At 64.6% G+C, this 25,217-nt stretch carries 20 protein-coding genes; 6 read left to right on the forward strand and 14 right to left on the reverse strand.

Annotated features, from left to right (window positions below):
* Positions 1 to 28: 28 nt before the first annotated feature.
* Genes hmcD through hmcA form a run of 4 tightly spaced genes read right to left on the reverse strand, consistent with a single transcriptional unit; the run spans position 29 to position 4,200 of the window.
* On the reverse strand, positions 29 to 163 hold the full coding sequence (gene hmcD, locus ACMZ6R_RS00220; protein ID WP_005991864.1) for a sulfate respiration complex protein HmcD: 135 nt from the start codon (positions 161 to 163) through the stop codon (positions 29 to 31).
* Positions 164 to 183: 20 nt separating this feature from the next.
* A complete protein-coding gene (gene hmcC, locus ACMZ6R_RS00225; RefSeq protein ID WP_416108595.1) occupies positions 184 to 1,356 on the reverse strand; it encodes a sulfate respiration complex protein HmcC in 1,173 nt (390 codons plus the stop codon).
* Positions 1,356 to 2,408, reverse strand: a complete 1,053-nt coding sequence (hmcB, locus tag ACMZ6R_RS00230; RefSeq protein WP_416108596.1) for a sulfate respiration complex iron-sulfur protein HmcB — start codon at positions 2,406 to 2,408, stop codon at positions 1,356 to 1,358. The genes hmcC and hmcB overlap by 1 nt, the downstream gene beginning before the upstream one ends.
* 28 nt (positions 2,409 to 2,436) lie before the next feature.
* On the reverse strand, positions 2,437 to 4,200 hold the full coding sequence (hmcA, locus tag ACMZ6R_RS00235; RefSeq protein ID WP_416108598.1) for a sulfate respiration complex hexadecaheme cytochrome HmcA: 1,764 nt from the start codon (positions 4,198 to 4,200) through the stop codon (positions 2,437 to 2,439).
* Positions 4,201 to 4,493: 293 nt separating this feature from the next.
* Between hmcA and ACMZ6R_RS00240 the strand changes: the two genes are divergently transcribed.
* From ACMZ6R_RS00240 to ACMZ6R_RS00255, 4 genes are all read left to right on the forward strand, one after another.
* Complete coding sequence (locus tag ACMZ6R_RS00240; protein ID WP_416108600.1) at positions 4,494 to 5,567, forward strand: TOBE domain-containing protein; 1,074 nt, start codon at positions 4,494 to 4,496, stop codon at positions 5,565 to 5,567.
* Positions 5,568 to 5,595: 28 nt separating this feature from the next.
* Entirely contained in the window at positions 5,596 to 7,980 is a 2,385-nt protein-coding gene (locus ACMZ6R_RS00245) for an ATP-binding protein (RefSeq protein WP_416108601.1), read from the forward strand.
* Positions 7,981 to 8,144: 164 nt separating this feature from the next.
* Positions 8,145 to 8,501, forward strand: a complete 357-nt coding sequence (gene divK, locus ACMZ6R_RS00250) for a DVU0259 family response regulator domain-containing protein (protein ID WP_416108603.1) — start codon at positions 8,145 to 8,147, stop codon at positions 8,499 to 8,501.
* Between the two features lie 156 nt (positions 8,502 to 8,657).
* Positions 8,658 to 9,545 carry a 4Fe-4S ferredoxin gene (locus ACMZ6R_RS00255; protein WP_416108605.1) on the forward strand — a complete coding sequence of 296 codons (888 nt, stop codon included), beginning with the start codon at positions 8,658 to 8,660 and terminating at the stop codon, positions 9,543 to 9,545.
* 317 nt (positions 9,546 to 9,862) lie between these two features.
* On the opposite strand, the gene ACMZ6R_RS00260 is transcribed toward ACMZ6R_RS00255, so the two are convergent.
* Both ACMZ6R_RS00260 and ACMZ6R_RS00265 read right to left on the reverse strand, forming a co-directional pair.
* A complete protein-coding gene (locus ACMZ6R_RS00260) occupies positions 9,863 to 10,036 on the reverse strand; it encodes a hypothetical protein (RefSeq protein ID WP_416108607.1) in 174 nt (57 codons plus the stop codon).
* A 28-nt stretch (positions 10,037 to 10,064) separates the two neighbouring features.
* Complete coding sequence (locus tag ACMZ6R_RS00265; protein ID WP_416108609.1) at positions 10,065 to 11,504, reverse strand: putative sulfate exporter family transporter; 1,440 nt, start codon at positions 11,502 to 11,504, stop codon at positions 10,065 to 10,067.
* A 430-nt stretch (positions 11,505 to 11,934) separates the two neighbouring features.
* On the opposite strand from ACMZ6R_RS00265, the gene ACMZ6R_RS00270 reads away from it, so the two are divergent.
* Together ACMZ6R_RS00270 and ACMZ6R_RS00275 are read left to right on the forward strand one after the other, a co-directional pair.
* A complete protein-coding gene (locus ACMZ6R_RS00270) occupies positions 11,935 to 14,403 on the forward strand; it encodes a c-type heme family protein (protein ID WP_416108611.1) in 2,469 nt (822 codons plus the stop codon).
* Complete coding sequence (locus ACMZ6R_RS00275) at positions 14,400 to 15,803, forward strand: sigma-54-dependent transcriptional regulator (RefSeq protein ID WP_416108612.1); 1,404 nt, start codon at positions 14,400 to 14,402, stop codon at positions 15,801 to 15,803. The genes ACMZ6R_RS00270 and ACMZ6R_RS00275 overlap by 4 nt, the downstream gene beginning before the upstream one ends.
* 482 nt (positions 15,804 to 16,285) lie before the next feature.
* Here the strand turns inward: ACMZ6R_RS00275 and ACMZ6R_RS00280 are convergent, their stop codons facing one another.
* The 8 genes from ACMZ6R_RS00280 to murC all read right to left on the reverse strand — a co-directional run bounded on the left by ACMZ6R_RS00280 (position 16,286) and on the right by murC (position 25,216).
* Complete coding sequence (locus ACMZ6R_RS00280; RefSeq protein ID WP_416108614.1) at positions 16,286 to 16,900, reverse strand: LysE family translocator; 615 nt, start codon at positions 16,898 to 16,900, stop codon at positions 16,286 to 16,288.
* A 6-nt stretch (positions 16,901 to 16,906) separates the two neighbouring features.
* On the reverse strand, positions 16,907 to 17,467 hold the full coding sequence (locus tag ACMZ6R_RS00285) for a hypothetical protein (RefSeq protein WP_416108615.1): 561 nt from the start codon (positions 17,465 to 17,467) through the stop codon (positions 16,907 to 16,909).
* A 20-nt stretch (positions 17,468 to 17,487) separates the two neighbouring features.
* Positions 17,488 to 19,143 (reverse strand): radical SAM protein, encoded by a 1,656-nt coding sequence (locus ACMZ6R_RS00290; RefSeq protein ID WP_416108616.1) that lies wholly within the window; start codon positions 19,141 to 19,143, stop codon positions 17,488 to 17,490.
* Positions 19,144 to 19,226: 83 nt separating this feature from the next.
* A complete protein-coding gene (gene ftsZ, locus ACMZ6R_RS00295; protein WP_416108617.1) occupies positions 19,227 to 20,528 on the reverse strand; it encodes a cell division protein FtsZ in 1,302 nt (433 codons plus the stop codon).
* 59 nt (positions 20,529 to 20,587) lie between these two features.
* On the reverse strand, positions 20,588 to 21,814 hold the full coding sequence (gene ftsA, locus ACMZ6R_RS00300; protein ID WP_416108619.1) for a cell division protein FtsA: 1,227 nt from the start codon (positions 21,812 to 21,814) through the stop codon (positions 20,588 to 20,590).
* A gap of 213 nt (positions 21,815 to 22,027) precedes the next feature.
* The gene (locus ACMZ6R_RS00305; protein ID WP_416108621.1) at positions 22,028 to 22,969 is read right to left on the reverse strand and encodes a cell division protein FtsQ/DivIB; all 942 of its coding nucleotides are present in this window, start codon (positions 22,967 to 22,969) and stop codon (positions 22,028 to 22,030) included.
* Positions 22,966 to 23,853: a UDP-N-acetylmuramate dehydrogenase gene (murB, locus tag ACMZ6R_RS00310; RefSeq protein ID WP_416108623.1), complete on the reverse strand. Its 888-nt coding sequence runs from the start codon at positions 23,851 to 23,853 to the stop codon at positions 22,966 to 22,968. Before murB ends, ACMZ6R_RS00305 begins: the two co-directional genes overlap by 4 nt.
* Entirely contained in the window at positions 23,843 to 25,216 is a 1,374-nt protein-coding gene (gene murC / locus ACMZ6R_RS00315; protein WP_416108719.1) for a UDP-N-acetylmuramate--L-alanine ligase, read from the reverse strand. Before murC ends, murB begins: the two co-directional genes overlap by 11 nt.
* Position 25,217: the final 1 nt, after the last annotated feature.

The following is a 25,217-nucleotide window of genomic DNA, read 5'->3' on the forward strand; positions in this document are numbered from 1 at the left end:
CTCCTTACCGTATCAAGGTCCAGGCGGCCTAGTAGCGCCGGTTGCGTTCCTCGCGGCCCGTCAGGAAGTGCCAGAAGCCGACAAAACAGATCAAGAGGATGCCCATGAGCACATATGTAATGCTCTTGTTGTGCAGCATCAGGTCTTGCAAGGTGTTAAACATCGTATTGTTCTCCTCTCACCCTAGTGGGACGAGTCTTTGTAGGCCGGGTGGGCGTAAAAAATCGGCATGCGCGTGACGATGAAGCGGAAGGCCAGCACGCCGACAGTGACCACGAACAGCGAGATGATGATTTCGCTCACGCTCGGAAAGTAGCGCAGCGCGCTCGGCAGCTTCCAGTTGAAGGCGACCAGGCTCACGTCGAAGCGGTTCAGGATGATGCCGATGACGGTCCAGGGCGCGGCGACGCGCACGAGCCCGATGTTGCGGTCGCGGTAGCCCACGGCGTAGCAGTAGCACGGCAGCACCACGAAGCCGACGACCTCGAACAGCCACCAGGCGCCGTAGCCGGTGAAGAGGTACTGCCAGCGGTTGTCCATGGCCAGGCCGATGAGCTTCATGGCCAGGTAACCGGACATGATCCAGGCCGCGCCCTTGGCGAAGGCGAATTGCAAATCCATGTAGTTGGCGTTGTAATCGTCGTCCATCTTATCATGGAAGTACTTGTGGGACAGCGTCCCCTCGAAGACGACCATGGACAGGCCGGCGAACATGCTCGACATGAAGAACATCACCGGCAGATACGGCGTGTACCACAGGGGATGCAGCTTGGACGGGACGATCAGGTAGAGCGCGCCGAGCGAGCTCTGGTGCAGGGTCGAAAGGATGACGCCGAGGATGGTGAGCCCCATGGTCACCTTGATCAGCACCGTGCGGTACTTGTCGAACCCGCCCAGCCATTCCAGGGCGGCCGGCAGGTATTCGATAAAGAGCACCGTCAGGTAGATGAACACGCACAGGCCGACTTCGAAGAGAACCGAGGTCGTGCCCTGGGAATAGAAGATGGGGTACGGCAGGCGCCAGGGACGGCCGACGTCGTAGCCGAGGGCGAAAACGACCAGGGCGTAGCCCAAAAAGGCCGTCAGGATGGCCGGGCGCACGGCGGCGTGGAAGCGCTTGAACCCGAAGATGTAGCAGGCGGCCGAGGTGGTGTAGCCGCCGGCGGCCAGGGCCACGCCGCACAGCAGGTCAAAGCCGATCCACAGGCCCCAGGGGTTGTTGTCCGACAGATTGGTGACCGAGCCAAGGCCCATGGTGAAGCGCATGATGGTCACCACGATGCCGGCGGCCAAAATCACGCCCGCGATGATATTGAAGGGCGTGAAAAGCGAGTTTTTGGTGTTTTCCGTCGACATTACGCGTCCTCCCCGCCTTCGGATGTCTTGGCGGTCGCTTCCAGGGCCTTTTTGACCTCGACCTCGATGCGGCGCTTGCCGGCCACCTCGGCCTTGGTCAGTTCCTCGGCCAGCTTGGCCTCGGCTTCGGCGCTGGCCTTGGCGATAGCCGCCTCGACCGCCGCCTTCTTTTCTTCCTCGGCGATTTTGTCCTTGCGCTTGCTGACGGCGTAAAGCCCGGTCAGAAGCACCGGCCAGATGCCGACCACGGCCGGCACGGCGGTCAGGGCCCCGGCCGTCAACTCCGGCGCGGGGGTCGTGCCCAGGTGCTCGTCCATGCCGAGGGCGGCGAAGGACGGCTTCGGCGCGATATACAGCCAGCTCGTGCCGCCCATCTCATGTTCGCCGTAGACGTGGGACACGTATTTGTCGGTATTGGCCGTGATCCGGTCCCAGGCGATATTGAGCAGGTCCCGACGACGGCCGAACTGCAAGGCCTCCTTGGGGCAGGCCTCGACGCAGCCCGGAAGCTTTCCTTCCTTGATGCGCGGGTAGCACATGGTGCACTTCATGACCCGCGGCGTCAGGGCCTTGTTGTATTCGTAGGCCGGGATGTTGAACGGGCAGGCGACCATGCAGTAGCGGCAGCCGACGCACAGCGAGGCGTCGTAGACCACCGCACCGGTCTCGGTCTTCTTGAGCGCCTTGACAAAGCAGGCCGAGGCGCAGGCCGGCTCCATGCAATGGTTGCACTGGATCTTGCGAAAGACCGGGTTTTCGCCGGACTTCGGCATGTATTTGTCGACCACGGTGTAGGCCGTGGCGGTCGTGCGGCGCTCGGTGTCGAGCACCGTCAAGTCGTCGAAAGGCTTGTCGGGTTTGGGCAGCTCGTTGACCGTGTTGCAGGCGGCCTCGCATTTGCGGCAGCCGATGCAGCGGGAGGCGTCGAAGAGAACCCCGAACGCATTGGGCAGGCCCGCCACATCCGCGGCGTCGGAAGCCTTGGCCTTGGCCCCTGTGGTCAGGGTCACCCCGGCCGCTCCCAAAAGGCCCAGAAAGTGTCTTCGTTTCATCGTATCGCGACCTCGTCTGTTTGGCGTGCTAGTTCTTCTTTGCCGCGTGACAGCCGGTGCAGTCCGTGGATTTGGGCACGGGCTTGGCCCCGGGAGCCTTGTCCGCAACCTTGCCGCTGATGCCCATGGCCGTGTGGCAGCCCATGCACTGGTTGTGGTAGGCGGCCTTGAGGGTCGGACGGGGCGTGGCGGCGGTTCCTTCCACGGCCGGGTGGCAGTTGCCGCAGCGCGGCGGCGTCTTGGAGGCGGGGCTCATGTGGTGGCAGCCCTGGCACACGGCGGTGTCCGTGGCGTGGAAGGCGCCGGCGAGCTTGTCGCCCTTCATGCCCGCGACCAGGGACAGCACGATATTGCGGTGGGGCAGGACCGAAGGCTGGTAGTCCTTGGCCAGCGATCCGAGGGTCACGGTTTCGGGAATGCCCTCGACCGCGATGGTGGCCGTCTCGGAACGCTTGCCGGCAAGGAGCTTCTCGGCCAGGCCCGGGGCCATGGCGGCGGCGTCCTTGTCGCGGCGTTCCATGAACTCGGCCACGGACTGTTCCAGCGCGCCCTGGGGGGTCACGTGGCAGGAGCCGCACTGCGAGACGTCGCCCACGCCCTTTTTCATGGAGGCGTGGCAGCCGGCGCACTCGGGCTTTTTCTGCTGCACGGCATGGCAGCCGGCGCAGCTTTGCAACGCCTCGACCTTGTGCATGGCCGCTTCGAGGGGCACGTAGCCGCCCTTCTTGTCGCCGGCCGGAGTGTGGCAGGCGGCGCAGGAGGTCAGCGCGGCATGGTGGCAGGAGACGCAGGTCTCGTTTTTGGATTCGTGATATTTGTGGTCAAAGGGCACCGGCGGCATGCCGTAGTCCTTGATCGGCTTGCCGTCCGCGCCGACCAGCGGTTTTTCCGCCTTGACCGGGCGGATCAGGGCGAAATCGGGCTGGCCGAGCTTGATGCGCAGATCGGCGTCGGCCGGGACCTTTTTAAGCGACGTCTCGGCAATGGCCTTCTGGTCCAGCGGGCCGTGGCAGCCGGCGCAGGTGGTGGGTCCGGTCGCCACGTCCTTGCCGCCGGAAGCGGCGACCGAACGGTGGCAGGTCACGCATTCGCCGTGGGCGGCCAGGCGCAGGGACCGGATCTTCTCGGGCTTGCGGCCCTTGACCTCGGTGCCGGACTCGGTGTGGCAGTAGACGCAGGCTCCGGGCACCTTCTCGGGGGTCGGCGCGGCGATGGTCTTGCCGGCGGCCTCGTCGTAGATGTGGTGGCAGGCGCCGCACTTGTTCTCGGATTTGGCCTGGGTGGCGGCGTGGCGGTAATGCAGCTTCTTGTCGACGACAAGGGGCTGCCAGTTGGAGGCCACGTCCGGGTTGCCGTTGTGGCAGCCCTTGCACTGCACGTCCGTGGGACCGGCCTTCATGCCGTCCTCAGCCATCTTCTTGTGGCAACCGATGCAGTTGGCGTGGAAGGTCTCCTTGATCCTGTCGGCGTCCATGGGCTTGTCGCCCTGCTGATAAGCCAGGAACATGGTGCCGTCCTTGTCGGACAGGTGGCAGGTGCCGCATTCCTTCTTGTAGAACTGTTTCTGCTTGCCCAAGGCGGCCGTGTGCTTGTCGTGCAGGAAGACGACCGGGGGCTGGGTGAGTGGGCCGAACTTTTTCAGTTCGTCGATGGAGAGGATGTCGGCTCGCAGCTTGTCGTCGCCCTGGGCCCTGGCCGCGCCCCCTCCAGCCATGAGTGAAAGCAGGCCGCCGGCCCCGAGCAGGACCAGGGCGACAAGCAGCGAACCCGTGCGCTGTTTTGCGTTTTTCATACCTTCTTCGACCTTCTGCTTGACTTGTTCACGTGTCCCGTCTCCCTTGGCCTCGATCCCTTGGCGCGTGTCCGGGGTCCGTTTTTCCGGTCCGGCTCGTCGGCGTGGTCCGGACAGGAAAAATTAGCCTTGACAGCACCGCAAAAAATAATCACGATTTGCATTCAATACGTGAGATACGTCATTAGCGGCTTTCGTGAAATTTGTCACCTGCTTTTTTAATTCCTGATACGAAACGTCGGGATTTAGCCCCCCGACACAACGTCGGCCCAGGCCGCGGAGGCGCTCACAAGATGGGAATAGTCCCAAAAAACAAGATAGATAGGAAAGGAACCACGGCCAAGACCGCAGACGGAGCGGCGGCAACGGTCCGGTTCCTGAGCACGGAACAGCTCATTTTGCTTGATCAGGCCTTTGTGACCTGGGTGGCCAAGGCGAGGGGGAAGCGTTCGAGTTTATCACGAAACCGTTGCAGACTCGTGTTCTTGCTCCTGCGCCATACCGGCGCCAAGCTCGGCGAGGTCCTGGCCGTAAACGATACCCAGGATTTCGACCTCGTGGCCCGCAAGGTCACCCTCGGCGGACGCGGCGAGGAGGACAGACCCGCCCGCGAGGTCTATCTGCCCCACGAACTCCACGCCGAACTGGCCGCCATCCTGCGCGACCCGGATTACGAGCCCTATCGCGGCACGCTGCTCGCCCTGGACCAGGGCTACGTGCGCCGCGTGCTCTACGAACGGGCCGACGATTGCGGCCTGCCCAGGCAGCTGGCCAGCCCCAACACGCTGCGCCGCTCGCGCGGCATCGAACTCTTTCGCGGCGGCGTGCCGCTCGGGGCCATCCAGCGAAGCCTCGGGCACCTGACCGCCAACTCCACGGCCGCCTTTCTGGAAATTTCCGATAGGGACCCCGCCTCCCCCGACGAGGCCCTGCTCGACACGGAAAAGGCCGCCGCCGAGGACAACTGCAACACCTTTGCCGGCCAGGTCGCGGCCATAACCCCCGGCGACCTGCAATCCCTGCTCGAGGTGGAGACCCCCGGCGGGCACCGGCTGGTGTCCGTGCTCTCCAACGACCACGTAAAAGCCATGGAGCTGCACCGGGGAAGCCCGGTCACGGCCCGCATCCGCCCGCCCCGCCTGTCGCGCGACGCCGAAACGGCCGCGCCCGGCCCCAACCGCTTTCGCGGCGTGGTGGAACGCGTCATGACCGGCGCGGACACGGCCGAGGTGGTGGTGCTTCTGGAGGACGGGGCCCGGGTCAGCTCCGTGGTCACCCCGGAGACCCTGGCCAATCTGCGTCTGGAAGTGGGCGAAACGGTCTGGGCCATGACCGGGGCCTTTTCCATCACGGTCAGCGCGTCGTAAGGCAGCGACAGGGCGGGGAAGGACATACATGGACAGGGAACACGATACCGGCGACGCCGGACAGGCTCAAAAGCGACAGCCCGGCAAGGGCGCCGGCGCGCCGCTCACGCGTTTCGCGGGCAGCGCCGCCCGGGTCTTCCTGCAGATCCGCTGCTCGCTTATCACCAAGCTGGCCATCATATCCGGCGTGGCGCTCATGCTCTTTTTCTTTCTGTGGTCCCACCTCAACATCGGGGCCATGGAAAGGCTGTCCATGGAAAACACCGTCTCGGACATCAACCGCCTGGGCACCACCATCATCCTGGGGCTGCACGACTCCATGCTGACCTACGCCCCGGACGCCACCCAGGAGATCGTGCGCAACATCGGCTCCCAGACGGCGATCAAATCCATCCGCATCTACAACAAGCGTGGGGAGATCAAGTATTCCAAGGACCCGGCGGAAATCGGCACCGACACCGACATCAAGCAGGAAGCCTGCTATGTCTGCCACCGCAAGGAGCCGCCGCTTTTTGGCGTCGGCATCAAGGCGCGCACCCGCTTTTTCACCGACGCCCAGGACCAGAAGTGCATCGGCATCATCTTTCCCATCGTCAATGACCCCTCCTGCTCGGGCGATCCCTGCCACGTGCATCCGCCGGGCAAGAAGATTCTCGGCCTGCTGGACATGGCGGTGTCCCTGGCCGGCACGGAAACGACGCTTTCGCGCTTCACCCGCATCAACTTCCTCATGGCCCTGGCCATTGCGGCGGCGCTGTTCTTCATCCTCTTTTTGTGCATGCACCTGCTGGTCAACGCGCCGGTGCGCAAAATGATGCGGGCCACCCGGACCATTGCCGCAGGCGGCGATTTCAGCGGGGTCGATCTCAGTCAGTGCGACGAGATGGGCGAGCTTGGCCGGGCGATCACCACCATGGGCCGCGAAGTCCTGGCCAAGCAGGCCGAACTGGCCCGGCAGATGAAGCGCTACCAGGACCTTTTCGAGCACGTGCCCTGCGTCATCACCGTCCAGGACAAGGACCTGCGCCTGGTCAGCTACAACCAGTTTTTCGCCGGCGAGTTCCACGCCAGCCCCGGCCAGTACTGCTACAAGGCCTACAAGGGCCTCGACGCGCCCTGCCCGGGCTGTCCGGTCATGCGCACCTTTAAGGACGGGCTGCCCCACGCCACCGAGGAGAGCACCCTGGACAAGGACGGCAATCCCCGCTCCTTTTTCGTCAGCACCGCCCCCATGCCCGACGCCGCCGGCAACATCGACACGGTCATGGAGATGAGTCTCGACATCACGGCCAGCAAGTACCTGGAGGCCGAGCTCGAACGCTCGCGCAAGAAGTACCTGGCCATTTTCAGCTGCATTCCCACCGCCCTGTTCGTGCTGGACCGCGAGGACCTCACCATCCTCGAATGCAACGCCACGGCCGAGGAGGTCTACGGCTACACCCAGGCGGAACTTATCGGCCAGAATTTCCTGGATCTTTTTTACAACCGCGACCGCAGCGACCACGAGCGCAGTATCCGGGAACGCCACGCCATCGACCGGGCCCGCCACTGCAGGAAATCCGGGGCGATCATGTACGTCTCCATCCGCGTCTCCACCACCACCTTCCCGGACAGCCAGGTCTACCTGGTCTCGGCCACGGACATCACGAGGCGCCTCGAAACCGAGCAGCAGCTCATCCAGGCGAGCAAGATGGCGACCCTCGGCGAAATGGCCACCAGCGTGGCCCATGAGCTGAACCAGCCCATGACCGTCATCCAGACCATCGCCGAATATCTGATGCGCAAAACGCGGCGCGGGGAAGCCGTCCCGGCCGAGCTTTTCCAGGAGATGGCCGAGGGCATCGGCAAGCACATCGCCCGGGCCACCCGGATCATCACCCACATGCGCGAGTTCGGCCGCAAATCCGACCTCACCGTCGGGCCGGTGGACCTCGGCGAGGTGCTCCTGCACACCATGGAGCTCTTCAACCAGCAACTCAAGGTCCGCAACATCGAGGTCGCAACCGACGTCACCCCGGGCCTGCCCCCGGTCTCGGCCGATGCCGGCCGGCTGGAGCAGGTGTTCATGAACCTGCTTTTAAACGCCCGCGACGCCATCGAGGAGCGGGGGCCGGCCGCCGGCGGCAAGGCGGAAAAGCGCATCACCCTGCGCGTGTACCGGGAGGGGGACCACGTGGCCGCCGCCATCGCCGACACCGGCCCCGGCATTGCACCGGACATCCAGGACAAGATCTTCGAGCCCTTTTTCACCACCAAGCCCGTGGGCAAGGGTACGGGGCTCGGCCTTTCCATCAGTTACGGCATCATCAAGGATTACGGGGGAACCATCGAGATGGCCTCGGAACCGGGTCAGGGAGCCCGGTGCATCGTCCGGCTGCCGGTCCGCAAGCCGGATACGGGACAGACGGCGTAACCGGGCGCTTCGCGCCCGTCAGCGCCCGCCGCCTGGGGACCCCAGGGACCGGCGGACAGGAACAGGCATCAACCGGGACTTTCCGGACGGCTAAGGCGCGTACGGCAGAAAACCGCGATCGGGACCGGCTCCACAAGGACAGCCGTCCCAGTGAGGAGACGAAAATGGCCAAGAAAATCATGGTAGTGGATGACGATCCGCAGATCGTCTCCTATCTCGTCACGTTGCTTGGGGACAATGGCTATGAAACCTGCAGCGCTTCGGACGGCGACGCCGCCATGGGCGTGCTGGAACGCGAGAAGCCCGACTGCCTCACCCTGGACCTGGAGATGCCCCACGAGTGGGGGCCCCGGTTCTACCGCAAGTTCTCCCAGAAAGAGGAATTCAAGAACCTGCCCGTGGTGGTGATAAGCGGGCTGACCGGCCATGACATGGCCATCCGCAAGGCCGTGGCCGCCATCCACAAGCCCTTCGAACCCGAAGCCGTGCTGACGGCCGTGAAAAAGGCCTGCGGCGACTGATTCCCCCGGGGCCGGCGCAAAAGCGCCGGCCCCCTTTTTCTCCGGCGGCCAGCCCTCACCTGCTGACGTTTCGCGCGCGATCCTCTATCCTCGCCCGAAACGCGGCCTTTGGTCCCTCCCGACTTTCGCGCCGCGCCACGACGGAAGGAGGCCGCCATGCCGGAAAGCGACATCGCCGGGCGCATTGCCGCCTGGATGGACGATCGCGCCCACAACGCCCTGTTCCCGGGCTCGGATATGCCCGCCTTCGACACCCCGCTTATCGGCTATGCCGACGGCGCGGACCCGCTTTTCACGCGCATCAAAGAGGACATCGGCCCGGAATTCTACTGGTCGCCGGAGCAGGCCTTCGCCCTGGCCTTCCCGAACTACCTGCCGCCCCCCGCTGACGCATTGACCGTCATCGCCTGGATACTCCCCCAGACCGCCGCCACCCGCGCCGCCCACCGGGCCTGCCGGGACTTGCCGGACATCGCCTGGAGCCGGGCCCGCCACTACGGCGAGATGGTCAACGAAGGCCTGCGCGCCTTCGTGGTCGAGAGCCTGTCCCGGGACGGCATCCGGGCCGTGGCCCCCACCCTGCTCCCGCAGTGGGGGCGGCAGCTGTCCCCGCGCTTCGGCTTCGCCTCCAACTGGTCCGAGCGCCATGCGGCCCATGTCTGCGGCCTGGGCACCTTCGGCCTGTCCGACGGGCTCATCACGGCGCGCGGCAAGGCGGTCCGGGTGGGGTCTGTGGTGGCGCACACGAATATTCCGCCCACGCCACGGCCCTACGCCACGCACAACGCCTGGTGTCTGGCCGGGGCCGGGCGCGTCTGCCGGGCCTGCGCCAGGCGCTGTCCGGCCGGGGCCATCAGTCCCGCCGGCCACGACAAGGCCAAATGCAAGGCCTACATCCGGGGCGTGACCGCGCCCTTTGTGGAGGAAAGCCAACTCGGCTTCCGGGTCAACAGCTGCGGCCTGTGCCAGGTCGGCGTGCCCTGCGAATCGCGGAACCCTACAGAAGGGAAGAAAAAAGAGAATGCGAGAGGGGAAACCCTTTAAAAAGGGTTCTCCCCTCTCGCGCTCTCCCCTTCCTCAATTTTCTACTTATCGGGATGTTTCATTTCCATTTTCCTATCAGGAAAGAAACGTGGAAAGGAAGAAAGCGTCCCGAACCACGCCGCAGGTGTTCCCGCCAAAGGGATCAGGCTGCTGAAAAGGTTCGAGTGCAAGGCGCAAAAAAAACCCAAGGCCGACGCGTAGACAGCTACGCGAGGGTTTGGGTTTTTTGAAGCAACGCCGCAATCGGGCCTTTGCAGCAGCCTGCTGACGGGCGGCCCTTTCGGGCCGCCCGCCAGGTATCGGATGCGTCGTCGCGCCTAGCCGTGCGCGCCGGGGAAAAACTCGGCGCTCACGAAGTACAGCACGAAGAGCAGCACCACGCCCAGGCTGATGCTCCAGGCGATCAGCTTCTTTTCGATGGGCATAAGCGGTTCCCATTCCATCTGGGAGAGTTCTTCGGAGAAAGTCGCGTCTTTGACTTCAGGTTCCATGCATGCCTCCTTGCTTGATCAGGTGTGGTCAGGACGCCAGCGGCGGCTTGACCCCGTGGAAGAAGAGCCACGAGATGAAAAGGCCGATCCAGATGATGAAGCCGAAAAGGCTCACGATGTAGACCAGCGCCAGCCTGCCGATGCCCTCGTCCCACAGCTTCTTGAAGTTGGAGACCACGCCGATGGTGAAAAACGTCAGCACGAAGAAGATGGCCCGGAAAGGACCGGTGTCGCCGATGGCCGTCTTGCCCATCTTGAGCAGGTCGCCGCCCTTGGCGCACAAAATCAACATGATGAGGAAGGTGATGACGTAGCCGAGCACGAAGCGCGGGAAACGGTCGAGGATCGCGCTGAACTTCATGCGCTCGCCGGGCTTGCACTCGATCATGGTGCACCAGATCGCGGCCAGGACGAAAGCCCACACGCCGATGAACACGTCGATGAAGATCTTGATGGTGGTGGCCGCCATGGTGATCCAGCCCGGCTGGTAGTTCACCCCGTTCACGGCCAGGGCCTGGGCGCGAACGAGCGCGTCGGTGATGACGCCCGAGGCGATGGCGCCGCCGTCGGACTTGACGGCCAGCCCCATCCAGGCGCCGGCCACCATGGGCTCGTTGTACATCCAATGCTGGGCCACGAAAGGCAGGACCAACATTTCCACGCAGGTGAATACCACGACCAGCGAGGAAACCATGATGGGGACGATGGGCCGGGCGCGGATGGCGCCGCCGGTGGCGATGGCGGCGGACACGCCGCAGATCGAGATGCCGGAGGCGAGCGGGGCGGCCCATTCACGGCTGAACTTGAAGTATTTCCGGGAGATGTAATACACCAGGGCCCAGTAGATGAGATAGGCCTCGACAATGGCGCAAAGGCCCCGGAAGATGACCGCCGAAGCCAGGCCCAGGGCGTCGACCGACTTGACGCCGAGCTCCGCGCCCAGGATGACGATGGCGATCTTGACGAACATTTCCGGGCGGAGCGCCGGCTTCAGTTTCTCGGCCAGACCCGGCATGAAGTTGCCGATAAAGATGCCGGCCAGAAGCGCCACGATGAAGCCCGCCTCGCCGGTCAGCCCCATGGCCCATTTGAGGTTGTACTTAGCCAGTTGGTTGGGCGTGGCCGCGACGACGGCATAGTGCCCGATGGCGAAACAGAAAAAGCCGATGAAAAAGACCAGCGTGAAGCTGACCATGAAGCGTTTGGCGTCACCGCCGAGCGCCCGGATGCCGAAAGCCAGCATCACCGTGACGAAAATCCAGGTCAAAATCAGCGACAGCACGCCGGACATGCCCTTGTAGGCGCCCGTGGCCGCCGAGAACATCTGGCCCGGCTCCATCCACACGTTGGACTTGACGGCCCAGCCCAGCGGATCGACGCCGCCGAAGTTGAAGAGCGACAAGCCAAAGAGGACAAGCCCCAGGATCAGGGCCAGCTTGTCTTCCGTAAGCCATTTTTTTTCCGCCATAACTCCCTCCTCTTGCATTGACGATGACGCAGCGCGACGCGCAACCGACCGCGATAAGGCCATCCCGTGGCATCCCTCCCGGAAACCGCCCGGGTGGCCGACCTCGCCGCGCCGATCGCTCCCGCAAGCCGGCGGACATCCGGCGGCCCGCGATTGCTTCGTCCTCCCCTGCCGCCCCCGGGCGAATCCGCCGCCGGAGCGTCTCCCAAACGCCCTGCGGCAAACATCGCGCCGGACCGGGTCCGAGAGACCCGTCAGTCGTCCTAAGCAAGTCCGGGACCAAATCCTTTTCCATTTGCAACATTTTGTATTTACAAGATTTTTAAAACCTGCTCCAATCAAGGTGCCAACTCCGGTTAGCACCCCGTAGCCGGGCGGTTGCATTGCCTTTTTCCCCCAGCCGCCCCAAAAGAGGATCAAGGGGGATCTCATGGCCAAGCAGCACCCCAAAACCATTAAACATCGCTTCGTGGTCGGCCTTTCCGTCATCATGGCCGTGCTCGGCATGTTCTTTGCCGTGGTCATTTCCATGAACCTGCGCAACCAGCTCGTCACCGACACCGAGCACAAGGCCTCGCTGGTGCTCTCCCAGGCCGAGGCGGTCCAGACCTACATCCGCCACGTCCTGCGGCCGTCCATGTACGAGCTTCTGCCGCCGGACGGATTCCTGCTCGAGGCCATGTCCACCTCGTTCGTCACGCGCCGGGTGATGAGCGACCTAAACGCCCAAGGGGACCAGTTCCGCTACCGCCGGGTGGCGGTGCGGGCGCGAAATCCCGATTACGAGGCCGACGCCTTCGAGCGGGCGATCATGGACCGGTTCGCCAAGGACCCGGAACTGACACGGGTGGAGGAAATCACCGAACGCGATGGGGAAGAGGTGTTCGTGGCCGCCCAGCCGGTGCGCCTGGAGGCCTCGTGCCTGCACTGCCACGGCGACCCGGCCGTCGCGCCCAAGGCGCTCATCGACCGCTACGGGGACAAGCGGGGATTCTGGCGGCACGAGAACGAGCTTGTGGGCGTGGACGCCGTGACCATGCCCGTGGCCGGGGCGCTGGGACAGATCAAGGGGGCGACCTTCAGCTTCGTGGCCCTTTTCGCCCTGGGGCTCGGCGTTTTTTACCTGACGGTGCAGCTTTTCTTCGACCGGCTGGTGGTGGTCAATCTACGCCGGGTCACGGACGTGATGCGCCGCTATTTTCCCAAGGAAGTTGGCGAGGAGCCGAGCGAGCCTCCGGGCGAAGGCGAGATCGAGGAAATCTACGCCGGCATCGAGGCCTTTGCCTCGCGGCTCAAGGAAGCGCGCGGCAAGATCGAGGACCACGCCGAGGACCTGGAGCGCACGGTCACGGCCAGAACGAAGGAACTCGCCCGCGAGGCCGACGAACGCCGCTCCGACGTGGCGCTTTTCGTGGAGCTTTTAAGCATCCTCAACATGTCCCAGACCAGGGCCGAGCTTTTGACCGGCGCCCTGGCCCGCATTGCCGAACGCTTCGGCGCCCGGGCCGTGGCCTACGAGTGCGAATTTTCCGGCGGCGGCTCGGTTTCCTGGCCGCCCGGGGAATCCCCGCCGCCACCGCCTGCCGAGTGGCGCAAACTGGTGGCCGAGGATCGCCTGCATCTGACCGGCGATGCGGCCTTTATCCCGGTGCGCACGACAGACGTCAGCCGGGGGCTTTTGCGCCTTTACTTTCCGCCCGACGGCCCCGGCCCGGACAGCGAGGCCGCCGAGCTCTACCGGGCCATCGGCCAGCAGCTCGGCATCGCCCTGGAAAACCTCGACGCCATCAATTCGCTTTTGGGCCAAAACGCCCTGCTCGGCTCCATCTTCGACGGCATTTCCGACCCGCTGGCCCTGGTCGACAGTTCCTTCGGCATCATCCTGGCCAACGAACCGGCCCGGGAGCTGGCCAGGGCGCTGCAGCAGGAGCTTGGCGACGCGGTCGCCCTGCCGCCCGTGGCCGTCCCCGGAGCCCCCCTGCGCCTGCCGCCGGAAGTCTTCGGCCCCGCCCCGGGCGACGACGCGGCCAGTCCCGCCGCGATGGTCCGCATCGACCCGACCATTTCCACCATCGCCCTGCCCGACGGCCGCTCGTTCGCCGTCACCCGCTACCCCCTGGCCTCTCCCGCCGGCCAGGGCGGGCGCATGGTGGTCTACGCCCGGGAAAACACGGCCGAAAGGCGCATGCGCGAACAGATGCGCCAGACCGAAAAGCTCGTGGCCGTGGGCAAGCTGGCCGCCGGGCTGGCCCACGAGATCAACAACCCCCTTGGCGTCATCGCCTGCTACGCGGAACTGTTGCGCCAAAACGAGACCGATCCCCAGGCCCTGGACGACCTGGCCGTCATCGAACGCCACGCCGTCATGGCCAAAAAAGTCCTGCGCGACCTGCTCGATTTCGCCCGACCCAGACAGGCCTCCACCGGCCCCTGCGATATCGCCGCGCTTCTAAAAAGCCTCTCGCGCCTGTTCGAAGTCCAGGGGCAAGCCCGAAAAGTGCGCCTCGAAACCAGCATCGCCGCCAACCTGCCCGTGGCCCGGGCCGATGCCTCGGCCCTGGAACAGGTGCTGTCCAACCTGCTTCTAAACGCCCTGGACGCGGTCTCCCCGGAAACGGGCGAGGTCCGCATCGCCGCCTGCCCCGGCCCGGACGACGACAGCGTCAGCATCCTGGTCTCGGACAACGGCCCGGGTATCCCCCCGGAAGACCTGACGCGCATCTTCGACCCGTTTTTCACCACCAAGGAGGCCGGACGCGGCTCGGGCCTGGGCTTGGCCGTGGTGTTCGGCCTGCTGCGCGACATGGGCGGCCGGGTGGAAGTGGAAAACGCCGACGGCGCGGTCTTCACCGTCATCCTGCCGGCCTGCGGGCCCGCCTGCCAGGAGGAAGCCTCATGAACGGCACACCGCGTGTGCTCATCGTCGACGACCAGCCGGATTTCGCCCGGGGGCTCGTACGGCTTCTGGCCAAGAAACTGCCGGACGCGTCCCTTGGTTGCGTGCTCTCGGGCGAGGAAGCCCTGGCCGATCTCGCCCGCGCCCCCTGCGCCGTGCTGGTGACCGACCTGCGCATGCCCGGCATCTCGGGCCTGGACCTGCTGGGGGCCGCCCTGGAACGCGATGCCAACCTGGGCGTGGTCCTCCTCACCGCCCATGGCGACATCGACACGGCCGTGACCGCGCTCAAGGCCGGCGCCTACGATTTCCTGACCAAACCCGTGGACTCCGAACACCTGGCCCGGGTCATCGCCAAGGGCCTGGAACGGGCGGAACTGCTGGCCGAAAACATCCGACTGCGGGCGGTGGTCGCGGCCTGCGGCGGCGAGACCGGGCTGCTCGGCCAGTCGCCGGCCATGGAGCAGGTCAAGGAGGCCATCGCCGCCGTGGCCGGCTCGGACTACACCGTGCTCATCCGGGGCGAATCCGGCACCGGCAAGGAACTGGCCGCCCGGGCCGTGCACAGCCTGTCGCGGCGCGCCTCGGGACCGTTTCTCTCGGTTAACTGCCCGGCCATCCCGGACCAGCTTCTCGAAAGCGAACTCTTCGGCCACGTGCGCGGCGCGTTCACCGGGGCCGAACGCGACCGGCGCGGACTTTTCACCTCCGCCAACGGCGGCGTCATCGTGCTCGACGAAATCGGCGACATCCCCATGAGCGTGCAGACCAAACTCCTGCGCGTGCTCCAGGAACGCGAGGTGCGCCCTGTCGGGTCCAACAAATCCCTGCCCGTGGACGTGCGCATCCTGGCCTCCACCAACCAGGACCTGGAAAGCAAAATCGCCGACAAGACCTTCCGCGAAGACCTCTACTACCGCTTGAACGTTTTGACCGTGCGCCTGCCGCCCTTGCGTGAACGCCGCGAGGACATCCCGCTTCTGGCCACCGCCTTTCTGGCCCGGGCCTGCCGCGAAACCGGCATAGGCGAAAAGGAATTCTCCGCCGAAGCCCTCGCCGCCCTGGCCGGCCGGGAATGGCCCGGCAACGTGCGCGAACTGTTCAATTTCGTACGTCGCCTCACCGTCTTCTGCCGGGGCGATGTCATCGGTCCCGCCGCCATCGCCGCCGCCGACCCTGGCCAGGGCGACCCGGCCGACGCCGATAACGACGACGACACCCCCACGCCCTACCTCGAAGCCAAGGCCCGGGTCGTCGACGCCTTCACCCGGCGCTACGTCGAACGGCTGCTGGGCCAGACCCACGGCAACGTCTCCGAAGCGGCACGGGTTTCGGGCCTGGAACGCGTGTCGTTACAGAAGATATTGCGCCGGTTAGGCATCGCGGCGGAGGGGTATCGGTAGGGAGGCCTGAACGGACAGACCGGGGCTCCGCCCCGGACCCCGCCGGGAGGCCACGGGCCCCCCGGGCCCCCCTTCCCGGCTTTGGTCGGGCGGGGGGTGGGTTGGCTGCCGGGAAGGCGGAGTGGAGAAGATGGAGGCTGAATTTGTCTGGACGATGCCGCCGCTTACGCGGCAGGCTCGCCCCGAAAAATTCAGCCTCCACCACGCCGGTCGCCCCTTTGGGGCGACATTCAGAAAACATATCTTCTTAAAATGCGGCGCTTCGCCGCTGGCGCGGTTGTCGCCGCAATCGTGTCCGGCGTCGAGAGGCGTAAGCCTCTCGTGCCGCCGGGCCGATTGCGGCGACAAGACCTACCGACCGAACTTCCGCCTCACCATCCCGACCCGGTAAAAGGGGGTCCGGGGGACATCAAGTCCCCCGGCGGTGGGGTCCAGGGGAGGCAGCGCCTCCCCTGGCCGCCGGAGGCACCTTCCCCTGCCGCCTAACGCTTCACCGCCACGGCCGTCAGCACGCCCGCGCCGATGAGCGACCCGCCGCCGACGCGGCGCAGCGTGCCGACGAAGCGCGGATCGCGGATGCGACCGCCGATGGTGCCGGCGAGAAGCGCGTAGGCGGTGGTGTTGACCGCGCCGAGCAGCACGAAGGTTGTGCCGAGGAGCGCCAGTTGCGGCAGGGCCGGGGCGGCGGGGCTCACGAACTGGGGCAGGAAGGCCACGAAAAAGAGGATGGTCTTGGGATTGAGGACGGTGACGGTGAAGGCGTGGACGAATTTCCGGCCGGCCGGGCATGGGGCCGGTGACACGGCCGCGTCGTTGCCCGAGCGCAGCATGGCGATGCCGAGCCAGATGAGATAGACCGCGCCGACGACCTTGACCACGGTGAAGGCGGCGGCCGAGGCGGAGAGCAGCGCGCCGAGTCCGGCCAGGGAGCCGGCGCAGGCCACGGCGTCGCCAAGGCACACGCCGGTCAACAGGGACCAGACGGATTTGCGGCCCTCGGCCAGGCCGTAGCCGATGACCATGAGTACGGTGGGGCCGGGAAAAACGAGCAGCACCGACGCGGCGGCGATGAAGGCGAGGTAAAGAGGTAGGGTCATATAAATTCAACTACCATTATTTGCAAATGTACTACAAAACTTATTACGTATAATTCGTTGCACATCCCACTTGAAGACAGATGTCAATACAAAATATAAACGTCTATTCAAATCGATCCAGTCTTTTATCAATTCATCCTGCAACAATTTAGCATCCTCCAAAAAATCAAGAAATTCTTTTTTAAAATTTCCTTCTTCATCAAACCTCTTATCATAATATATATTTGCTTCAAGAATAACTTTATTCAACTTATTTACTATACGATAGACACTCTTCGCTGCAGAAAATTCTTCAATAATATTCAAAGAATTTTTTAAATTTTCCCCAAGCTCTTTTATTGTCGTTCTAGATAGTTTTGAATAAGCAGCAACTTCTTCTTGTTTATTATGGTTATGCAATTCTTGACAATACAAAATATAATCATCCCTGATCCTAGCACACTCCTTGGTAAACATAAAAAAATCACCTTCGAGTATTTTTTGCCTATAATCCCTACTGTCAAACAAATATCTAACAAAACAACCGCCAGCAAAAGACACAACAGACAGCACAATCTCATCGAACATTGTTGTTCACCTCGCGCATTCTAACGTATCATTGATAAACAGCGCCCGCACATTTGGCACCCCTCCGGCGGGCATTTGGCCGTGCCCACGCCCTCTTGGTAACGCTCCCATTCGCGCCAGAGGTATTCGCGCGACACGCCGATATCGACGATGTCCCAGGGGAAGGCTTCGTCCTTCTCGCGCATGCGGTCGAGATAGAAGGCCTCGTCGCCGTCCCAGGTCGCAAGCGACCGGCGGAAGCTGCCAGAGGCGGCCGCCGCCTCGATGAGCGGGAAAAGGCGTTCGTCACCCCGGGCGAGGAGTCCCTGCATACGGGCCATGGAAGCGTTTTCCACTTCCACGCGGAACCCCGGCAGCGGTTTGGCGGCTTCGCGGATTCGGGCGTAGGCCGCCTCGATGGTGGCGACCGAGGCCATGGGGGCCCACTGCATGGGCGTTGCCGGCTTCGGCACCAGCGGGTTGACGGACAGGGTGGCGTGGGCCACGCCGCGCTTGCCCTTGCCGATGGACGCGGCCTTGGCCACTTGCGCCAGAAGCGGGGCCAGAACGTCGAAGTCTTCGGGGCATTCCCCGGGCCAGCCCACGATCAAGTAGAACTTCAAGTGGTTGATGCCGTATTTCCCGGCCAGAGCGACGGCGTTTACCAGCGCGTCCAGGCTCAGGTGCTTGTTGGCGGCACGGCGCAGGCGCTCGCTCGGCGCTTCCAGGGCCAGCGTCAGGGTGCGCAGCCCGGCCTGGCGCAGGATGGACAACAGCTCCGGGGTTATGCCGTCGGCGCGCACCGAGGAAAGCGAGAACTTGGTGCCCCGCTCCCGCAGCCAGGTGAGAAACGGCAGCAGATCGGGCCAATCGGTCAGCGCCGTGCCGACAAGGCCGACCTTGCGCGGCGAGACATCCTCGATAAGCGCCTGCATCTGGGCCATCCGCGCCTGCCTGGGCGGCCTGTAGACGTAGCCGGCGGCGCAAAACCGGCAGCCGTAGGGACAGCCGCGATTGACCTCGACCAGGAACATGTCGCGAAAGGCGGCGTGGCCGGAGACGAAGCAGGAGTGGGCCGGATCGGCCAACAGCGTGGCCTCGCCGGCGTCCACGGCGCAGGCCCGCAAGACCGGGGTGCGGGTGATGCCCGGGACGAGCACGCCCGGCATATGGGCCACGGCGGCAAGACAGGCAGCCTTGTCCGCGCCGGAAAGAACGGCCCGGCGCAGCGCCGCCAGGACCTCGGCCAGTCCGGCCTCGGCCTCGCCCACGAAAAGCAGGTCCAGGGCCGGCAGGATGGGAGCGGGATTGAGAAAGGCAAGCGGCCCGCCTCCCACGACGATGGGAAAATCGGGCCGCTTGTCGCGCGAAAGGGGGATATCCGCGGCGGTCAGGGCAGCCGCCACGGGCAGGTAGTCTTCCTCGTAGCACAGCGAAAAGGCGATGACCGGAAAGTCGGCCAGGGGCCGGCCGGAATCCTCGGCCACGGGGGGCTCGCCCGGACGACAGAAAACCCGTTCCACGGCCAGGGCCGGATCGTCCGTCAGCAGTCTCCAGACGGCCTGCCAGCCCAGGGCCGACAGGGCGAGGGCCTCCGCGCCGGGTACGGCCAGGGCCACGGGCAGCCGTCCGCCGAAATCCCGCACCTCGGGCCTGTCCAGGCCGAAATGGACCCTTGCCCGCCTCGTTTCGCTCAAACGTCACCTTTCCCCGTATCGGGGGCCGGGGGTCAGTCCCCGGCAGGGAGGAAACCCGGGAGGGACGCTGTCCCTCCCGGCTCCTAGTCCGCCTGCATGCGGATGAAGGAAGGAATTTCGAATTCCTCCTCATCGAAGAGGAATTCTTCCTCGCCCACGGGCTGGGTCTTGATCGGGGCCTGGTTCAGGGCCGCCTCGGGGTTGCCCTTCTTGCCGCCTTTGCGCAGGTAGGCCGGGATATTGTAGTCGTTGGCCTGCTGGGTGGACAGCACGCGCACGCTGCGCGGGCTCTGGACGCCGCCGCCACCGCCGCCACTGCCGGGGTTGGTGGGCGCGCCGCCGGAGGACTTTTGCCGCGCCAGCTGGGTGATGACATCCACGGACTTTTGCTCAACGGCCTTTTGCTGCGGCGCCGCGTCGCGCTGCATGGCGGACTCGATGCCGGTGGCGATGACGGTGATGCGCATCTCGTCGGTGGCGTCGGGATCGAAGACCGTGCCGAAAAAGACCTTGGCGTCCTCGTGGACGGCCTCGGTGACGGTGGAGGCGGCTTCGTCCACTTCCTCGATGGTCAGGTCCGGGCCGCAGGTGATGTTCATGAGCACGCCGCGGGCGCCGTCGATGGTGACGTCTTCCAACAGCGGGCTGGTGATGGCCTTGAGCGCCGCCTCGCGGGCGCGGGATTCGCCGCGCGCGGTGCCGAATCCCATCATGGCCAGTCCCATTTCGCTCATGACGGCCTTGACGTCGGCGAAGTCGAGGTTGATCAACCCCGGAACCATGATGAGGTCGGAAATGCCCTTGACCGCGAAGTAGAGGATCTCGTCGGCCTTTTTGAGCATCTCGATGAAGGTGGCTTTTTTCGAGGCCAACGAAAGCAGGCGGTCGTTGGGGATGGTGATGATGGAGTCCACCACGTCCCGAAGCGACTGAACGCCTTTTTCGGCCGAAAGAAGACGTTTCTTGCCCTCGAAATAAAAAGGTTTGGTCACGACGGCCACGGTGAGCGCGCCGGCCTCCTTGGCCACCTGGGCCACGACCGGAGCCGCGCCGGTGCCGGTGCCGCCGCCCATGCCGGCGGTGACGAAGACCATGTCGCAATCGCCGATGGCCTCGCGAATGGCGTCGATGCTTTCCAGCGCCGCGTCGCGGCCGACGTCGGGGTTGGCTCCCGCGCCAAGACCCTTGGTCAGCTTCTCGCCGAGCTGGATGCGGTACTCCGCCTGGGACTTCTGCAAGGCCTGGATATCGGTGTTGGCCGTGATGAAGGTCACACCGGACATGGCCGAGCAGATCATGTTTTCAACGGCGTTGCCGCCGCCGCCGCCGCATCCGACGACCTTGATGCGGGCGTTCGACCCTTGTTCCAGTTCCAAGTATTCCATATCGATCTCCCCCTATCGAACTCCCTGGTTATCCCCCAGCATTACTTGCGCGGACGCGACTACTTCACGTCCACGAACCATTTCCGCATCCTCCCCAGAATGCGGTTGAACACATTCTCGTCGCGGATGCGGAAGCGCTGTTCCACGCCCTCTTTCTCCGCGCCGTACATGAGGAGCCCCACCGCCGTGGCGTACATGGGGCTGTTGACCACGTCTTTCAGGCCCCCGACCTTGTCGGGATAACCGATGCGCGTGGGCAGGTTGAAAATCTGTTCTCCAAGCTCCTGGATGCCCTCGATCAGCGCCGTGCCTCCGGTCAGGACAACACCCGCGCCGATCTGGCTCTTCATGCCCGAGCGGATGAGCTCCTGGTCCACCAGGGCCAGCATCTCCTCCACGCGGGGCTCGCAGATTTCGGCCAACACCTGCCGCGAGAGCCGGCGGGGCTCCCTCCCCCCGACGCTCATGACTTCGATGACCTCGTCCTTGGGCACCATCTCGGCCAGGGCGCAGCCGTATTTGATCTTGATCTTCTCGGCCGAGGCCATGGGCGTGCGCAGGCCGAAGGCGATGTCGTTGGTCAGGTTGGTGCCGCCAAGGGCCAGCACGGCGGTGTGCTTGATGGAATCGTTGGCGAAGATGGCCAGATCCGTGGTGCCGCCGCCAAGGTCGACCAGGGCCACGCCGATTTCGCGCTCCTCGTTGGTGAGCACCGCCTTGGACGAGGCCAGGGACTCGAGCACGATGTCCGAGACGTCGAGCCCGGCCCGGTGACACGAACGGATGATGTTCTGGGCGCTGGTGACGGCCCCGGTGACGATGTGCACCCGCACTTCCAGGCGCACGCCGGCCATGCCGAGCGGATCGGCGATGCCGCGCTGGTCGTCGACGATAAATTCCTGCGGCAGGATGTGGATGACCTCCCGATCCAACGGGATGGCCACGGCCTTGGCCGCGTCTATGACCCGTTCAATGTCGCGGGGACCGACTTCACCGCCCTTGACGGCAATGACCCCGTGACTGTTGAACCCTTTGATGTGACTGCCGGCGATGCCGGCATAGACCGAGCGGATTTCGCAACCCGCCATGAGTTCGGCCTCTTCCAGGGCCTTTTTGATGGACTGCACGGTCTGTTCGATATTGACGACCACACCCTTGCGCAGTCCGGTGGACGGACTTGTGCCGATTCCCACCACATCCACGCCTTCGGGCGAGAGTTCGCCGACAACCACGCAAATCTTGGTGGTGCCGATATCGAGCCCGACGATTAGTTCCGACCTGGCCATAAACCGCTCCCTGAACGTTTCCTTTCCTGACGTCGGCATGCCCACGGGCTTTCTACGTCAAAAGCTCTTCAATTTCATGTCCAAAATCGCCTCTGACGCAATTTGGATTCCAACGCCGGCGTTGCCCGCTCCGCGCGCTCCCCATGTCGTGTCCTCGAAACGAGGCCGCATGATTTCCTTAATAAATACTTGCGTATTTTGAGGAACGCTCCCCTAGCCTTGCGGCGCATCCCCCGAATTGCCGCGTTTCTCCACCCAGACCTTGTCCCCCTCGGCCGTAATCTGCCCGACCGAGCCCAGCTCCCCCCGCCGGCGCAAGTCGGTCCAGACCAGATTCATCCGGGAAAGATTGCGATTCCATTGCTTGGAGCCCAGGCACAAAAGAATCCCCGGGTCCATCAAACGAATTTCCAGCCCCCTGCCCCAACTCAGACGCAGCCAGGCGATCTGCCCGAAATCGAACGGCACCTGATGTTCGGCCACGGCGCGCCGCAGATCGGCCAGCAGGGCCAGATGCTTCTCCATGCCGGCCTCGACCTCGATCTGGGGCAACGATACAAATTGCCCGGGCTCGACCTTGTCGATGATGCGTCCACCTTCGTCGGCGTAATAGAGTGTTCCTTGATACTGCACAAGATAGGAAGGACTTTTTTCCTTCACATCCACCAGAATCGTCCCGGGCAGCACCCGCTTGACGGTCACCGCGTCAATCCAGGGTTCCTGGGCCAGATCGGCCCGCATCCGGTCCATGGACAGCGACAGCACATTGACCCCTGGCGTCAGTCCGGCCACCTCGCGGATGTGCTCCTCGGACAGGCGCGAACAACCGGTGACGGACACCTGCTGCAAGGCGAAGTAGTTGACCGTGGTCAGCCAGCGGTATCCGGCAAGCAGGGCCACGCTCACGGCCAGGACCAAAGCCGACATCAGGGCCATGGAAAAAACCCGGGTGCAAAGCCGGCCCATGCCGCCAAGGCTCACCGTGGGCATGTGCAGCGAGCACTCGCCGCGCACGTTGTTACGGTTGCGGTTGCTCTTGGATTTCACCACACGGCTTTTGACGGTCACCCGGGGCGCAGCGCCCGAATAGCCGTTGCGGCGACGCTTTGACGAGCCCCCCCCAAGTCCCGACAGCGCTCCTACCCTGACGTTCATGGCACGATCCTCACTTCCGGTTCCAGTTCCTGACCGCTTCGCGCCAAAACGGCCTTTCGGGCCGATTCGAGCAGCGAAAATGCCTCCCCCCCTGTTCCTCCGCCACAATTTACCAAAAAATTTGCATGCTTATCCGAAAAAGCCATGTTCCCGAGCCGCTTTCCCTTAAATCCCGCTTCCGTCAGGAGCTTCCAGGCCGACGCCCCGGGCGGATTCTTGAACACGCAGCCGGCCGTGGCCGCGGTGATGGGCTGGCTGGCCTTTTTTTGGGTCAGGCAGGCCACCATGTCCCGGCGGATGTCGATCGGCTCGCGCGGCTCGCAGTCGATCTCCGCCGCCAGCACCAGGTAAAACCCGGCCACGCCCTTGAGCGAAAACCGGCGGTAGGCCGTGGAAAAGGCCTCCCGGCCAAGCCAGGCCACGCCCGTCTCCGGCGTCCACAGGCACACCCGGGCCAGCACGTCGCCCATGGCCTCGCCGTAGGACCCGGCATTGCCGGCCACGGCCCCGCCCACGGTGCCGGGCACGCCGATAAGGCCGCTAAGTCCCGACAGGCCCTGGGTGGCCAGCCAGGCAACCAGCCGCTGGAGCTTGACCCCGGCCAGGACCCGCACCCGGACCTTGCCCGCGGCGCGCTCCCGCAAGGTCTCGGGCTCGCCGCGAAGGCTGGCCGAAACCACGATCAGCGGCAACTCCCCGTCGGCGGCCAGGATGTTGCTGCCGCCGCCAAGGATCAGCGGCGTCCCGCCGAGCCTGGCTAAAGCCTCGGCCAGGCCATGGGCGTCTTCCATGTCGGTCAAAACGACCTCGGCCAGGGCACGGCCGCCCAGGCGCAACGTGGTGCGGGCCGCAAGAACCGGCCCGGGTTTCACCTCAAGCGCCACCACCCGCCTCCAGATAATGCACGCCCACCTGCCACACGCTGCCGGCCCCGAGCGTCAGCAGCACGTCGCCGGGGCGCACGACTCCGGCCAGGGCTTCCTCCATGGCCGGGAAATCGCGGTAATACGACACGTTGGTCTTGCTCACCTGCCGGATGCCCTGGGCCAGACTTTCGCCGCTGACACCGGGAATGGGCGCTTCGGAGGCCGGATAGATTTCAGTCAAAAGCAGCTCGTCGGCGGCCTCGAAGCAGGTGCAGAAATCACCGAAAAGCGCCTTGGTGCGCGAAAAACGGTGGGGCTGGAAGGCCACCACCAGCCGGCGGTCCGGATAGACGGTCCTGGCCGTGGCCAGGGTGGCCCTGATCTCGGCCGGATGGTGGCCGTAGTCGTCCACCACCACCACGCCGTCGCGTTCGCCCTTGCGTTCGAAGCGCCGCCCCACCCCGCCGAATTTGGCCAGGGCGGCGGCGATGACCGGCAACTCGATGCCGGCTTCCAGGGACAGGCCGATGGCTCCCAAGGCATTGAGCACATTGTGGCGGCCGGGATGGGCCAGCCGCATTTCGCCAAGCTCCTTGCCGTCCAGGGTCACGGTGAAACGGCTGGTCGCCCCGGTTTCGAGGATCTTCCCCCGCAGCCGCGCCGGCGACGTGACGCCGTAGGTGAGGATGGGACGATTGACCCGGGGCAGGAGCCGGGCCACGCCCGGATCGTCGAGGCAGACCACGTTGACCCCGTAGAAGGGAATACCGTTCAAAAAGTCCACAAAGGCGTCGTCGATGGCGGCCAGGTTGGCGTAGTGGTCCAGGTGGTCGGCATCGACGTTGGTCACCACCGAGGCGATGGGCGACAGGCACAGAAACGAGCCGTCGGATTCGTCGGCCTCGGCGATGAGGTATTCGCCCTGTCCCAGACGCGCCCCGGCGCCGTAGGCGTTGAGCCGGCCGCCGATGATGACGGTCGGGTCGTAGCCGGCCTCGGTGAAGATGGTGGCCAGAAGCGAGGTGGTGGTGGTCTTGCCGTGGGTGCCGGCCACGGCGATGCCATTTCGCAGCCGCATGAGCTCGGCCAGCATCTCGGCCCTGGGGATGACCGGGATGCCGCGCTCGCGGGCCACGACCACCTCGGGGTTGTCATTGGTCACGGCCGTGGATTTGACCACCACATCGGCGTCGCCGAGGTTTTCCCGGCCATGGCCGATGGCGATGTTGGCCCCGAGGCCGGCCAGGCGCTTGACGGTCGCGCCCATGGCCAGATCCGAGCCCGAGACCTCATAGCCGAGGTTGATGAGCACTTCGGCGATGCCGCTCATGCCCGAACCGCCGATACCGATCATATGAATCTTGCGGACCTTGGTGCCCATG

The organism is Solidesulfovibrio sp. C21, from assembly GCF_047785625.1.
Classification (GTDB): domain Bacteria; phylum Desulfobacterota; class Desulfovibrionia; order Desulfovibrionales; family Desulfovibrionaceae; genus Solidesulfovibrio.

What these genes read in the sequence shown, in the direction of transcription:
- hmcD (WP_005991864.1), bottom strand. Translation starts at nt 163, where the DNA reads ATGTTTAACACCTTGCAAGACCTGATGCTGCACAACAAGAGCATTACA.
- hmcC (WP_416108595.1), bottom strand. Translation starts at nt 1,356, where the DNA reads ATGTCGACGGAAAACACCAAAAACTCGCTTTTCACGCCCTTCAATATC.
- hmcB (WP_416108596.1), bottom strand. Translation starts at nt 2,408, where the DNA reads ATGAAACGAAGACACTTTCTGGGCCTTTTGGGAGCGGCCGGGGTGACC.
- hmcA (WP_416108598.1), bottom strand. Translation starts at nt 4,200, where the DNA reads ATGAAAAACGCAAAACAGCGCACGGGTTCGCTGCTTGTCGCCCTGGTC.
- ACMZ6R_RS00240 (WP_416108600.1), top strand. Translation starts at nt 4,494, where the DNA reads ATGGGAATAGTCCCAAAAAACAAGATAGATAGGAAAGGAACCACGGCC.
- ACMZ6R_RS00245 (WP_416108601.1), top strand. Translation starts at nt 5,596, where the DNA reads ATGGACAGGGAACACGATACCGGCGACGCCGGACAGGCTCAAAAGCGA.
- divK (WP_416108603.1), top strand. Translation starts at nt 8,145, where the DNA reads ATGGCCAAGAAAATCATGGTAGTGGATGACGATCCGCAGATCGTCTCC.
- ACMZ6R_RS00255 (WP_416108605.1), top strand. Translation starts at nt 8,658, where the DNA reads ATGCCGGAAAGCGACATCGCCGGGCGCATTGCCGCCTGGATGGACGAT.
- ACMZ6R_RS00260 (WP_416108607.1), bottom strand. Translation starts at nt 10,036, where the DNA reads ATGGAACCTGAAGTCAAAGACGCGACTTTCTCCGAAGAACTCTCCCAG.
- ACMZ6R_RS00265 (WP_416108609.1), bottom strand. Translation starts at nt 11,504, where the DNA reads ATGGCGGAAAAAAAATGGCTTACGGAAGACAAGCTGGCCCTGATCCTG.
- ACMZ6R_RS00270 (WP_416108611.1), top strand. Translation starts at nt 11,935, where the DNA reads ATGGCCAAGCAGCACCCCAAAACCATTAAACATCGCTTCGTGGTCGGC.
- ACMZ6R_RS00275 (WP_416108612.1), top strand. Translation starts at nt 14,400, where the DNA reads ATGAACGGCACACCGCGTGTGCTCATCGTCGACGACCAGCCGGATTTC.
- ACMZ6R_RS00280 (WP_416108614.1), bottom strand. Translation starts at nt 16,900, where the DNA reads ATGACCCTACCTCTTTACCTCGCCTTCATCGCCGCCGCGTCGGTGCTG.
- ACMZ6R_RS00285 (WP_416108615.1), bottom strand. Translation starts at nt 17,467, where the DNA reads ATGTTCGATGAGATTGTGCTGTCTGTTGTGTCTTTTGCTGGCGGTTGT.
- ftsZ (WP_416108617.1), bottom strand. Translation starts at nt 20,528, where the DNA reads ATGGAATACTTGGAACTGGAACAAGGGTCGAACGCCCGCATCAAGGTC.
- ftsA (WP_416108619.1), bottom strand. Translation starts at nt 21,814, where the DNA reads ATGGCCAGGTCGGAACTAATCGTCGGGCTCGATATCGGCACCACCAAG.
- ACMZ6R_RS00305 (WP_416108621.1), bottom strand. Translation starts at nt 22,969, where the DNA reads ATGAACGTCAGGGTAGGAGCGCTGTCGGGACTTGGGGGGGGCTCGTCA.
- murC (WP_416108719.1), bottom strand. Translation starts at nt 25,216, where the DNA reads ATGGGCACCAAGGTCCGCAAGATTCATATGATCGGTATCGGCGGTTCG.